General features: G+C 73.1%; 13 protein-coding genes. 6 read left to right on the forward strand and 7 right to left on the reverse strand.

The genetic code is table 11. The annotated features are described in order from the left end of the window. Positions 1-55: 55 nt before the first annotated feature. Entirely contained in the window at positions 56-1,246 is a 1,191-nt protein-coding gene (locus tag AB0G02_RS18160; protein ID WP_360795412.1) for an amidohydrolase family protein, read from the reverse strand. Positions 1,247-1,338: 92 nt separating this feature from the next. On the opposite strand from AB0G02_RS18160, the gene AB0G02_RS18165 reads away from it, so the two are divergent. Continuing rightward, positions 1,339-2,055, forward strand: coding sequence for a TetR/AcrR family transcriptional regulator (locus AB0G02_RS18165; protein ID WP_360795415.1), 717 nt, complete (start codon positions 1,339-1,341; stop codon positions 2,053-2,055). Between the two features lie 29 nt (positions 2,056-2,084). On the opposite strand, the gene AB0G02_RS18170 is transcribed toward AB0G02_RS18165, so the two are convergent. From AB0G02_RS18170 to AB0G02_RS18185, 4 genes are all read right to left on the reverse strand, one after another. After that, positions 2,085-2,516: a hypothetical protein gene (locus AB0G02_RS18170; RefSeq protein ID WP_360795418.1), complete on the reverse strand. Its 432-nt coding sequence runs from the start codon at positions 2,514-2,516 to the stop codon at positions 2,085-2,087. A gap of 31 nt (positions 2,517-2,547) precedes the next feature. Beyond that, complete coding sequence (locus AB0G02_RS18175) at positions 2,548-3,651, reverse strand: DUF6745 domain-containing protein (protein WP_360795421.1); 1,104 nt, start codon at positions 3,649-3,651, stop codon at positions 2,548-2,550. A 105-nt stretch (positions 3,652-3,756) separates the two neighbouring features. Further along, positions 3,757-5,037, reverse strand: coding sequence for a hypothetical protein (locus AB0G02_RS18180; RefSeq protein WP_360795424.1), 1,281 nt, complete (start codon positions 5,035-5,037; stop codon positions 3,757-3,759). 226 nt (positions 5,038-5,263) lie between these two features. After that, the gene (locus AB0G02_RS18185) at positions 5,264-6,055 is read right to left on the reverse strand and encodes an SAM-dependent methyltransferase (protein ID WP_360795427.1); all 792 of its coding nucleotides are present in this window, start codon (positions 6,053-6,055) and stop codon (positions 5,264-5,266) included. A gap of 117 nt (positions 6,056-6,172) precedes the next feature. Here AB0G02_RS18185 and AB0G02_RS18190 point away from each other — a divergent pair, with 117 nt between their 5' ends. Both AB0G02_RS18190 and AB0G02_RS18195 read left to right on the forward strand, forming a co-directional pair. Beyond that, the gene (locus AB0G02_RS18190; RefSeq protein WP_360795430.1) at positions 6,173-6,598 is read left to right on the forward strand and encodes a MarR family transcriptional regulator; all 426 of its coding nucleotides are present in this window, start codon (positions 6,173-6,175) and stop codon (positions 6,596-6,598) included. A gap of 106 nt (positions 6,599-6,704) precedes the next feature. After that, positions 6,705-7,334: a hypothetical protein gene (locus AB0G02_RS18195; protein WP_360795433.1), complete on the forward strand. Its 630-nt coding sequence runs from the start codon at positions 6,705-6,707 to the stop codon at positions 7,332-7,334. Positions 7,335-7,354: 20 nt separating this feature from the next. On the opposite strand, the gene AB0G02_RS18200 is transcribed toward AB0G02_RS18195, so the two are convergent. Then, positions 7,355-8,944: an amidohydrolase gene (locus AB0G02_RS18200; protein ID WP_360795436.1), complete on the reverse strand. Its 1,590-nt coding sequence runs from the start codon at positions 8,942-8,944 to the stop codon at positions 7,355-7,357. Between the two features lie 73 nt (positions 8,945-9,017). Between AB0G02_RS18200 and AB0G02_RS18205 the strand changes: the two genes are divergently transcribed. Together AB0G02_RS18205 and AB0G02_RS18210 are read left to right on the forward strand one after the other, a co-directional pair. Continuing rightward, the gene (locus AB0G02_RS18205) at positions 9,018-9,965 is read left to right on the forward strand and encodes a methionyl-tRNA formyltransferase (protein WP_360795439.1); all 948 of its coding nucleotides are present in this window, start codon (positions 9,018-9,020) and stop codon (positions 9,963-9,965) included. An 85-nt stretch (positions 9,966-10,050) separates the two neighbouring features. After that, on the forward strand, positions 10,051-10,707 hold the full coding sequence (locus AB0G02_RS18210; RefSeq protein WP_360795442.1) for an HNH endonuclease family protein: 657 nt from the start codon (positions 10,051-10,053) through the stop codon (positions 10,705-10,707). A gap of 22 nt (positions 10,708-10,729) precedes the next feature. On the opposite strand, the gene AB0G02_RS18215 is transcribed toward AB0G02_RS18210, so the two are convergent. Beyond that, entirely contained in the window at positions 10,730-11,521 is a 792-nt protein-coding gene (locus AB0G02_RS18215) for a hypothetical protein (RefSeq protein ID WP_360795445.1), read from the reverse strand. A 153-nt stretch (positions 11,522-11,674) separates the two neighbouring features. On the opposite strand from AB0G02_RS18215, the gene AB0G02_RS18220 reads away from it, so the two are divergent. Next, the coding region (locus tag AB0G02_RS18220; protein WP_360795448.1) for a CYTH domain-containing protein at positions 11,675-12,423 on the forward strand (749 nt) is incomplete at its 3' end.

Genomic DNA, 12,423 nt, shown 5'->3' on the forward strand with positions numbered 1-12,423 from the left:
CCCAGGTGAGGGCCGGCACCCACCGATCACAACGGACGATGGCAGGCGTCTCGCTCTAATCCCGAGGTCGCAGGTTCGAATCCTGCCGGGGGCGCGTAAGCAGTGCGGGTAGTGGCGTTGGGGCCGGTCTGCGGTCGGGATCGGCCCGCGTCGGGTTCCGAGGCGGTTCAGGTGTCGGCCGATGCGTGAGGGCGCGGGCGAGGTGGTCCGGCCAGGCGGGCTGGTCGGTGGTGAGGTGGTTGGTCAGCCTGGCCCAGTTGCCGGAGCCGATGGCGATCTTCTCGGCCTCGCTGAACGGGGCGTTCTCCAGGAACGAGCGGGCGGTGCCCTGGCTCGTGTCCAGGTAGGGGAAGCCGCCGGGGCGGGTGCCGTAGGTGTAGGGGTAGTCGGTGGAGTAGAGCATGCGGTCGGTGCCGACCACCTCCGCCGTCCAACGCAGGTAGCGCTCGCTGACCGTGCCGCTGCCCGCCACCCAGAAGTTCTCGCGGAAGTAGTCGGCCAGTGGGCGCTCCAGGCCGGCCATGCCCTGGATGACGCCGATGTGGTCGAGGTAGAAGAGGATCACCTCGCCCCAGTGGCCGGCGATCACCTGGAGCCCGGGGTGCCGGTCGAACACGCCGTTGAAGATCATTCGCAGGTACTGGACCCCGAGGTCGTAGTACCAGCCCAGGCCGGCGGTCGCGAGGGCTTGCCCCACTCCGGCCGGTAGGTCCGAGTAGTACGCCTGCTGGACGGCCCGCACCGGGGCCTGCGGGTGGAAGTGGAGGGGGACGCGCAGCCGTTCCGCCTCCCCGTAGAGGTCGTCGAACTCCGGCGCGTCCGCCAACTTGTCGCCCGTGCGGCCGTACAGCATCGCTCCGCGGAAGCCGAGTTGCGTGACCGCGCGTTCCAACTCCGCCGCGGCGGCTTCCGGTGACGACGTCGGAAGGGTGGCGAACGCCTGGTAGCGCGACGGGTTGCCGGCGACGATCCCGGCCAGCGCGTCGTTGGCTTCACGGGCGACGCCCACGGCGTCGGCCGCCGGGAGGTTCTGCACGCCGGGCGTGGAGAGGGACAGCACCGCGACGTCGACGCCCTGGTCGTCCATGTCGGCCAAGCGCCCGTCACCGACGTCGCGCAGCCGGCGCGTGACCGGGTGGTCGTCGCCGTAGCCGTGCGGCGAGACCCCGGCCCGCGCCCACGCTTCGGTCAGGACGGGCAGGATCACGTGTTCCTCAAGGGCGACGATGTGCAACTTGTCGGGCATGACAGTGCTCCTAGCTGCGTGTTCCAGTGTTAGCGGACCTACGGTAACACGGATAACATCGATGGAAGCAAGAAGCTGATACCGTTGATAACGTGGACGACGGGGAAGTGACGGCGCGGGAGGTCTCGCGGCAGCGCATCGTGGAGGCGGCGGCGGAGCTGCTCGCACGCGAAGGGCGTGACGCGGTCACCACGCGCGCGGTCGCGGCGGCGGCCGGGGCGCAGGCCCCCGCGATCTACCGGCTGTTCGGTGACAAGGACGGGTTGCTGGAGGCGGTGGCCGAGCACGGGTACGCGACGTTCCTCGCGGCCAAGCACGGGGAACGCCCGTTGGCGGACCCGGTCGAGGACCTGCGCGCGGGCTGGGACCTGGCGGTCGAGTTCGGGCTCGCCAACCCCGAGCTGTACGCGCTGATGTACGGCGAGCCCCGGCGTGGCACGGGTTCGGCCGCCTTCAAGGCGGGCATGCGGATCCTGCTAGGGCGCATCCACCGGCTCGCCGCCGCGGGCCTGCTGCGCGTCGACGAAGGGCTCGCGGCCTCACTCGTGCACGCCACCGCGCGCGGAGCCGTGCTCACCTGGCTGTCGCTGCCCGACGAACGGCGCGATCCGGCCCTGCTCACCGCGATGCGCGAGGCGATGGTCCACGCCGTCACGCTCGACCGGCCCGCCGTGCGGGACGTGGGCCCCGCCGGTGCGGCCCGCGCCCTGCGCGCCCTGCTGCCCGAGCAGGCGGTGCTCAGCGACGCGGAACGCCACCTGCTCGGGGAGTGGCTCGACCGGTTGACCGCGGACGCGCCGAAGCCGTGACCGCGGTCCGACCGGTCTTCGCCGCGAGGTCAGTCGGCGATCAGGAGGTTGCGCCGGGCGCCGCCCCGCTCCTGTTGGCGGCGGATCAGCCAACGGCCCGGGGCGATGCCGCTGCCACCGTGCTCCGGGTGCACCAGGTAGGCCGTCGCGGTGTTCTCGACCAGCGCTATGCCCAGGCGGAGCGGGTCGCGGACGTCCGGCGTCCACCGGCAGGCGCCCTCGTCCGCCACGAGGGTGTGGGGGTTGTTGCCCGCCGCACCCCGGACCAGTTCCACGCCGCCCGGCGGCACGGGACGCCACCGCGCCCACCGCTCCGGGTGGACGGTGCCGAGCAGGGCCAGCGGGATGACCAGCAGGTCGCCCTGGGCCTGGAGGCCGTCGACGACGGGGATCGCGGTCTGGCGCTCCAGGTGGTCCAGGACGTCCAGGTCGGTCCGGGTCAGCAGTTCTGCCAAGTTCACGTGATCACCTGTGGGTGTCGGAGGGGGCGCGTCAGGTGCGACGGCGGAGCTGGGCGTACTGCGCGCCGGTCAGGCCGTACGACCAGCCGGCGGCGTCCACCGGGTCGTCGAACCACGGCGGCACGTGCAGGCCGTAGCGGCGACGCGTGCCGTCACGCTCCACCGAGCCGTTGACCGCGAGCAGGAGGCGGGTCGCGGTCGCCGGGCGGAGCACCGGCAGGTCGTAGAGCCGCAGCTCGCTGCCGGGGTTGCCGGGGTCGGGCGCTCGGGCGAGCAGGGTCAGGCCGGCCTCGTCGATGAACGCCTCCCAGCCCACGCGCTCGACGGCGCACCGCCGCACCTCGACGTTGCGCTCGGCCAGGATCCGCTCCGCGGTCGGCTCCTCGATCACCCACCGCGGCACGGGGGTGCCGTGCCAGGAGTGCACGGTCCACCCGTCCGGGTAGGTCAGGGCGGGGCCGTCGCCGTTGTGCAGGCGCGTTTCGCCGTGCTCGGCGCCGGGGACCGGTTCGGTCACGACGGACGTCGGGCGTTCGGAGACGACGCACACGTCCCGGCGCGGCCACCACCAGCCGCACGAACGCGCGATCGTGGCCCACAGTTCGAGCCGGTCGGCGTCGGGCCCGTGGACGCCGGCCAGGCCGAGACGCCGGTGGGCGTCGTAGTGCGCCACCCAGTCCGCGTCGTGCTGGCCGTACCACACCAGTCCCGACGATTCGGCCAGCTCGGCCCGCACGGCGTCCACGACGGACTCCCGCACGGTCCGGCGCAGCACCTCGCGCACACCGGTGTGCACGGTGGTGTCCGTGCAGCGGCGGTCGAGCCGGCCCCGCAGTTCCCCGAGCGCGGTCGCCAGCCGGCTCTCCACCGGCCACGGGGCCCCGAGCACCGGTTCACGCGCCGGAGGAGGCAGCAGGCGGTGGGCGGCGGACGGGGAACCGACCCAGACGAACGTCGGCGGCGGTTCACCGAGCAGGGCGTAGAGGGCGGTGATCGCGGTCTCGGTGGCCGGGCGGTCGGCCGGTTCGGCGCGCAGCGCGTGCGACGACCACTCGGCGCGCAGTTCGACGGTGTGCCACCGGTGATCGGGAGGGGTGGCGGGAGGGCGGCTGATTCGCCGCCGGCGGACGCTCATCGCGTCAGGGCGTGCACGCCCTTTCTTCCGGACATGTCGACGATGATCGCAGTCGCCGCCCGACGCGGCAAGGCATTACGCGGCAAAGCGTTGCGCGCCAAGGCGTCACACCGGACGAGCCGAGCGGCAGCTCTCCGACGGACAGCCCCAGGCCCCGCTGGTCGATCCCACGGTGACCAGGGCCGCGTGCGCCAGGAACCGGTCGCGCTTGGCGCGCTCGTCCAGGTTCGCGCAGTCGCACCGGTCGTCGGACGCGGTCGGCTCGTCGTGCGCCAGGCCCATGTAGCCCAGCGGGACGCCGAGGCCCTTCGCGATCCGGCTCAACGCCTCGTACGACTCGACCTTCGCGCCGGAGAGCACGTGGTCCACCTCGGCACCCGGTTGGCCGGTCGCCGCGGCGATCCGGTCCCGCGACACGCCGTGGTGCGTCAGGAGCCGGTAGACGGTGGTCATGTCGCGCAACGCCAGCGCCGCGCGCATCTCGTGCTGCTCCCACACGTCGGGCAGGTCCTCCAGCTCGCGCGCGGGCCTCACCGCCCGCTCGTCCACGGCCGGACCGGGCGCGGTGGCGGCGGCCCACTCGAGCCACGCCCACTCCGGTTCCTCGGCCCGGACCACCGCGCCGGTGTCCACGGTGGACAGCGCGACCCCCCGCACGGCGTCGCGGAAGCGGTACGGCTCGGCGGCCGACGCCGGGATGCCGCAGGTGGAACCGGCCAGGATCGCGGCGACCGACCCGCTCGACGGACCACCGCGCCAGTACAGCTCCAGCGCGTCGCCCACGACGACGCCGTCCAGCCACGCCGCACCCCGCCACAGCGGCAACCGGCGCAGCACGCCGCTCATCAGGTCGACCGGCAGGGACGGCCGCGGCGCGGACTCGCGCGGGTCGAGGTGGTCGCTCAGCGCCAGGTCGACCGGCAGCCCCGCGGCGACCGCCCGACGCCAGCGCTCCCGCGTCACGCCGAGCAGGCGCACCTCGCCGTCCGGTGAGCGCAGGTCCAGGTGGTCGCGGCGCGGGCACGCGCGCAGGCCGGCCACCCCGCGGACGCGGTCGCCCACGGCCACCGGCAGCACCTCCGCGAGCAGGTGGTCCAGCGCGGCGTCGTGGATGCGCAGGCCGAGCGCCTTCGCGTCCGGCCGCACGCGGCTGACCCGCGACGTCGGCCGCAGCGCGTGGCCACGCCTGCGCATGCCCGCCATGGCGCGGTTGGCCGCCTGGAGCAACGCCGCCTCGAACCGGCGCTGCCCCGGCTTGCGGGCGCACGGCACCAGCGAGCCGGGCGCGGGCGGACCCGGCTCGACCCCGCGCTGCCTGCGCACCATGTTCGGGGTCTCGCCGGTGCACCAGTAGCGCTTGACCAGGTGCTGAGAGCTTGTCGACACGAGAACCTCCGCGGACGCCACCCGGTCGACGCCACCGGGTTCGCTGCGCCGAACCCCGGGAACCGGCGGACATGCGGGACGCGTTCGCTCGAACGCGCTCTGGAGGCACCCACTCCATCCGGGTCAGGAGGAGCCTCGGTGGCAGCCGCACCTGCCAGGTCACGAAACTACAACATCGTCGGTGGCCGACGGGGCTCGATCACTCGAAGGTGCGAAGAAACGCGGGTCAGCGTTTGCGGCCGACGGCGGCGAGGCCGGCGAACCTCTCCGGGCGCTCGTCCACGTCCTCCGACGACGCGGGACGCCACAGCGGCAGGTGCACGACACCCGGCTCGACCAGCTCGTAGCCCTCGAACAGCTCTTCCACCTCGACCTTGGAGCGCATCGTCATCGGGGTCGCGGTGCGCCGCCGGTACAGGTCGGTGTGCTCGTCGGCGTTGGTGTCCTGGCCCTCGCGGGTGGCGTGCGACACGACCAGGTAGCTGCCCGACGGCACGGCGTCGCGATAGCTCGCGATGATCTTCGCCGGGTCGTCCTGGACGAAGTGCAGCACCGCGACCATCATCACCGCGATCGGCTGGTCGAAGTCGAGCAGCCCGGTGACCTCGGGCAGCGCCAGCACCTCGTCCGGGTGACGCAGGTCCTGCTGGACGACGGTGGTCCTCGGGTCGTCACCCAGGATCGTGCGGCTGTAGGTCACCGCGATCGGGTCGTTGTCGACGTAGACCACGCGCGCGCGGGGGTCGGCCTCGCGGGCGACCTCGTGGACGTTGCCGACGGTCGGGATGCCGGAACCGAGGTCGAGGAACTGGGTCACGCCCCGGCTCACGCAGAACTGCACGGCCCGGCGCAGGAACGCCCGGTTGGCCTGCATGATCAGCGGCAGCTCGGGCCACATCGAGATCGCCTGCTCGGCCATCTCCCGGTCGACGGCGAAGTTGTGCGCACCGCCCAGGTAGTAGTCGTACACCCGGGCCGCGCTCGGCCTGGTGAGGTCGATGTCCGATCGGTCACCCACGGCTGGCTCCTTCTCCCGCCCGCAGCTTAGGCGCTCCGGCCTCCGGGGCACGCGCGACCTCGGACGGCACTGCGGACATAAGATGTAGACCCATACCTGTACCTCCCGGAGGTTCGGTTGCCGGTACGCGAGTCGTCCGTCCGCACCACGTGGTCCGGCCTGCGCGGGCTGCACAGCCGGATCAACGCCGGCCTGGAGCGCGCGCTCCAGCGGCGGTTCCACTTCGGGATGTCGGAGTTCACCGCCCTGTGCGCGCTGGCCGACGCGCCGGACGGCGAGCTGCGGATGCAGGAGCTGACCGAGGTGGTCGGGCTGAACCAGAGCTCGGTGAGCCGGCTCGTCGCCCGGATGGAGCAGTCCGGGCTGACCGGGCGCGAGGTGTGCGAGACCGACCGGCGCGGCGTGTACAGCCGCATCACCTCCGCCGGGCGCGAGGTGCACGCCGAGGCGCTGCCGTTCTACGACAAGACCCTGGCCGCGATCTTCGACGAGGTCGGGGCGGACCCGGAACTTGGGCCGCTGCTGGCGAGGCTGCGCGACTAGGCCGATCGCGTACAGCCTGCGGAAACTCCGTTCGCAGCCCCTCGGATTGTCGGACCCCGCCGGTAGAATCGAACACGAGTTCGAGCACGCGCGAGGGGAGCTTGTCGTGGAGCCGATCAGCGTCACCGCCCTGTCCTTCACCGAGTACGTCATGAGCGGCCAGCGCGGCCGGATCAGCATCGTGTCCGAGCAGCGGCGCATCTACCTGTCCTCGGAGCAGTGGGTGGCGGGGTTCTACAACCCGATGCGGGACGCGATGCGGCGGGCGGCGAACTCGCCCGACCCGGCCGCGGAGCTGGACAAGGCGGTCGAGGCCGCGCACCAGTGGCCTCGGGCCGGGCAGCCGCGCGCGTTCGAGGAGCTGCGGGAGGGCTTCCTGCCGTGGCTGCGGTCGACCAGGGCGACCGGCGTGCCGACGTCGGCGGCCAGGTGGCAGGCGGGCGACCTGTCGCTGCGCGTCCGGCCGCACCTGGGCCTGCGGCTGCCGGACGGGTCGCGGGCGGCGGTCCTGGTGTACGTCAAGGAGGCGCCGCTGACGCAGGAGGCGGCGAACGTCGGGCTGCGCATCCTCCAGCAGACGGTCCCCGACACGCTGCCGGGCGCGGTCCCGCTGGTGCTGGACGCGCGGCGGGGTCGGGCGTTCCGGATGTCGCGGCGGACGAACCTGGCGAAGCTGGACGCGTTGATCGCGGCCGAGGCGGCCGGGTACGTCGTGCACTGGCGGATGAGCGCCTGAGCCCCTGACGAGGTGGCCGGTCAGCCGGCCGCGAGGCCGGTCGGGTCGTGGGCGAACTCGCCGCCCACGGCGGTGGCCACCACGCCGATGTCACCGATCCGGGAGACGTCGCAGGTCAGCGGGTCGGTGTCGAGGACGGCGAAGTCGGCCAGCCTGCCGGGGGTGATGGCGCCCAGCGCGTCCTCGCGCCGGCAGGCGTAGGCCGCGCCGAGCGTGTAGGCGGCGATCGCGTCCCGCACGGCCACCGCCTCGTCCGCGCCGATCGACCGCCCGGCCGCGGACCGCCGTTCGGCCATGAACTGGATGGCGCGCAACGGGTTCCCGTCCGCCACCGGGCGGTCCGAGCTGCCCGCGACCACGATCCCCCGGTCCAGGAACGACCGGCCGCGGTACATCCACGGCGTCCGCTCGGGGCCCATGATCCCCGCGTAGTCGTCGCCGTAGGCCCACAGGAACGTCGGCTGCACCACCGGGATCACGTCCAGCTCCGCGATCCGGTCCAGCTGCTCGGGCCGCACGAGCCCGCAGTGCTCGATCCGGTGCCGGGCGTCGGGGCGCGGCACGGCGTGCCGGGCGTCGGCCAGCGCGTCCAGCGCGAAGTCGATCGCGCGGTCACCGATCGCGTGCACGGCCAGCTGCCACCCGGCGGCGTGCCCGTCGAGGATCGCCGCACGCATCACCTCCGGGTCGTCCTGGAGCTGACCGGCGGTCGACATCCCCTCGTACGGCCAGGTCAACGCCGCCGTGCGGGCGATCATGCCGCCGTCGGTCCACAGCTTGAGCGCCCCGACGGACAGCCAGTCGTCGCCCAGCCCGGTGCGCAGGCCCAGTGGCACAGCGCGGCGGATGCCGTCGGCGGCGTGGGCGGTCACGGGTTCGAGGCGGTCCGCGGAGACCATCAGCTGCACGCGGATCGGCAGCGAAGCCCGTTGGTAGGCCTCGATCTCCAGCGGGCTGCTGCCGATCAGGCCACCGCCGACGCCCGCCTCGGCCGCCAGCACCACGCCCTCGCGCAGGCACTGCCGCGCGCCCGCCTCGACGTCCGCCGCGATGTCGTCCAACGAGTACGGCAGCCGCAACGCCCGCACCGCCGTCTGCGCGCCCTCGGCGAGGAACCCGGTCGGCGTGCCCGCCTCGTCCCGCCGCACGTCGCGCAACGCCGACGCCGGTAACACCGCGAGCACGTCACCGCTGACCACGCACGCGTGCCCGGACACGTCCTGCACGTAGATCCGCGGCCCGACCCGGTCCAGGTCGCACGAGGTCAGCGGCCGGTCCAGGGCGCGGTGGTCGTACCCCACCGCCTCGACCCAGCCCGACGAGCGCGGCGCGTCCCGCAGCACGTCCAGCACCTGCTCGACCGTCGCGCAGGACGAGACGTCGGGCACCCGCGTCGCCCGCCCGGCCCACGCGAGGTGGTTGTGCGCGTCGACGAACCCCGGCAGCACGACCGCGCCGTCCAGGTCGACCACCCGGCGCGCGGGCAGGTCGGCCACGTCGTCGTCCAGACCGACGATCCGCCCTCCCCAGACACCGATCACCGACGCCACCGGACGCACCGGGTCCATCGTCACGACCTGCCCGCCGACCACCTTGAGATCGAGGATCACCCGTGCAGGTTAGCGGAGTGCAGTTAGGTTAGGGTCAGATAACTTAGGCAAGCCTATCCAAGGAGGCGCTCCCATGCGGGTCGTCATGTTCGGCTACCAGACCTGGGGCCACCGCACGCTCCAGGCGCTGCTGGACTCCGAGCACGAGGTGGTGCTGGTCGTCACGCACCCCCGGAGCGACCACGCCTACGAGCGCATCTGGAGCGACTCGGTCGCGGACCTGGCCGCCGAGCACGGCGTCGAGACGATCATCCGCAACCGCCCGGACGACGACGAGTTGTTCCAGCGCCTCAAGGAGGTCGAGCCGGACGTCATCGTCGCCACCAACTGGCGCACCTGGATCCCGCCGCACGTCTTCGCGCTCCCGAAGCACGGCACGCTGAACGTGCACGACTCCCTGCTGCCCGCCTACGCGGGATTCTCGCCGTTGATCTGGGCGCTGATCAACGACGAGAAGGAGGTCGGCGTGACCGCGCACCTGATGGACGAGACGCTGGACGCCGGCGACATCGTGCTCCAGCGCGCCGTCCCGGTCGGTCCGCGCGACACGACGACCGACCTGTTCCACAAGACCCTCGCCCTGTTCGGGCCGATCACCGTGGACGGCCTGGCCGAGATCGCCAAGGGTCGCGACGACTTCACCAAGCAGGACCGCTCGAAGGCCAGCTTCTTCCACAAGCGCGCGGAGGAGGACCTGCGCATCGACTGGACGTGGGAGGCCGAGGAGCTCGACCGGCTGGTCCGCGCCCAGTGCGCGCCGTACCCGAGCGCGTTCGCGTTCCACCGGGGCGAGCGGCTGGAGATCGTCGAGGCCGAGGTGTCGGAGGGGCGCTACGGCGGCACGCCCGGCCGGATCTTCTACCGCGAGGGCGACGGCGTCGCGATCGTCGCGGGGGCGCAGGCACGCCGCGGCCGCAACCACGCCCTGCTGGTCAAGCGGGTGCGCACGGAGGACGGGCGGGAGCTGGGCGCGACCGAGTACTTCACGCACATGGGCGGGTACCTGACCAGCCGTCCCTGAGCCGCGCTTGACCGGAGTGGCGCACGGTGTGGGATTTTCCGGCCCCGGTGTTCCGGTGCGAGCGATCATCGCTGATCATGGGTGGATGAGCGGCAAGCGGTCCACCGCGGTTGTCAGTGCGCTGATCGTCCTGTTCCTCGCGGGCTGCGGTGTCGGCGTCCTCCCACCCAACACCTCGTCGTCGGTCCCGGCGCCCACCGCCCCTCCGGCGCCCGGTGACGACCCGGCCGCGCAGCTCGCGGCGTTGACCGTGGCGCCCGAGGGGAAGATGACGGGCTACAGCCGCGACCGGTTCCCGCACTGGAGCAGCCAGGGCGAGGGCTGCGACACCCGGGACGTGGTGTTGCAGCGGCAGGGCGCGGACGTGCGGACCGCCGCAGGCTGCAAGATCACCGGCGGGTCGTGGACGAGCGCGTACGACGGCGTGGTCGTGACCGATCCCGGCGACCTGGACATCGACCACACCGTCGCGCTGGCCGAGGCGTGGCGCTCGGGCGCGGACAAGTGGACCGACGAGCAGCGCGAGAAGTTCGCCAACGACCTCGGCGGGTTGCAGCTGATCGCGGTGACGGCGAGCAGCAACCGGTCCAAGGGCGACCAGGACGCGGCGAAGTGGAAGCCGCCGGTGCAGGCCTACTGGTGCACGTACGCGAGGTCCGTGGTGTCGGTGAAGACGTTGTACGCCTTGACGATCGACCCGGCGGAGCGCGACGCCCTGGGCGCGATGCTGAAGACCTGCTGACCGGTCGCGCGGACCGCCCCCGTCAGGGGCGCAGCGATTCCAGCTGGTCGACGATGTCGGTGTAGGCCTCGGCCCGGCGGACCCAGGCGGCGAAGCCGGAGGACGCCGACGGCACCTCGCCCAGCGGCGAGATCGGGTCCGTGACGCCGTACTCCAGGCGGTAGGCGATCAGGGCCACGGCGGCCTCGACCCAGCGCGACGGGTCGGGGCTGGTGATCTCGCCCAGGCCGACGCGGAACCACAGCGGCAGGCGGGTGTCGGCGGCCAGCGCGCGCTCCAGCCGGCGGCGGGCGATGTCGAGGACCTCCCCGCGCGCCTTCTCCCCCGCCACCACGGCGTCCGCGCGCCACGGCTCCTCGGCGGCGTACTGGTCGGTGGCCAGCCGGTCGGCGGCGGCCATCGCGCCCGCCTCCTGCGCGGTGACCCGCCACTCCAGGTTCTGCACCTCGTGCTGCAGCGCGTCCCGCTCGAAGCGCGGCATCCGGCCGGTGGACAGCTTGGCCAGGCCCGCGTCCCGCTGCTGCTTCAGCGACTCGTACTCGGCGACGTCCGCCCGCAGGTCGGCGCGGACCGAGTCGGCCAGCAGCTCCTGCTCGGCGTCCCACGCGGCGCGCAGCGCGGTGACCGTCCCGGTGATGCCCTCGGTCGAGTCGAGGTCCTCGTCCGGGCCCGACCCCGCGCCGGACAGCCGCCGTTCCAGCACGAGCAGGCGGGCGCTGACCCGCCCGAGCTCGGCCGTCAGCGCCTGGGTGGTGGCGACGAGGTCCGCGACGGTCGGCTCGACCTCGTCGAGCCGCTCCTTCTCAGTGGGCACGCGCCCAGCCAACCGCACCGTCAAGCCGCATTCGGGGGTCGAACCGGAAAACCACGCGTACGGGCCGATACAAACCCCCGGCCTGGTTAACGGTCGATCACTCACCGTGACAACGCGCTGACATGCCTGAACCTGGGCCGAACGGTGTACTTCATGAGCATGTCGAGCTCGGTGCACGAGACGGAACGCAAGTACGAGGCCCCCGGCGGCACCGCGCTGCCGGACCTGTCCGACCTGCCCGGCGTCGCCGCCGTCGCGGGTCCCGAGGAGCTGAAGCTGGAGGCGGTCTACTACGACACCGCCGACCTGAGGCTGGCGCGGGCGGGGTTGACGTTGCGCCGCCGCACGGGCGGCGACGACGCGGGCTGGCACCTGAAGCTGCCGGTGGGCGTGGACACCCGGGAGGAGGTGCGGCTGCCCCCGGGCCGCGCGGGCGCGCACCCGCCGGAGCAGCTCGCCTCCCTGGTCCGGGTGCACACCCGCGGCCGGAAGCCGGAGCCGGTCGCGCGCATCAGGACCAGGCGGCTGCGTCGGCAACTGGCGGACGGCAAGGGCAGGCTGCTGGCCGAGGTGGTCGAGGACCTGGTGTCGGCGCAGTCGCTGTCGGACGACTCGGTGGTCGAGTCGTGGCGCGAGATCGAGGTGGAGCTGGGCGAGCGCGGCGACGTCGCGCTGCTGGACCGGGTCGAGGCGCGGCTGGCGGACGCGGGCATCACCCGCTCCTGGTCGTCGGCCAAGCTGACCCGGCTGCTGGCCGACCGGCTGGCCACGACCACCCCGGCGAAGTCCTCCGGCAACTCCGCCGGTGACGTGGTGATGGCGTACGTGCGCGCGCAGGCCGACGCGCTGAAGCACCAGGACCCGCGGGTGCGGCGCGGTGAGGACGACGCGGTGCACCAGAT

Source organism: Actinosynnema sp. NPDC023658, from assembly GCF_040639995.1.
Classification (GTDB): Bacteria; Actinomycetota; Actinomycetes; order Mycobacteriales; family Pseudonocardiaceae; genus Actinosynnema.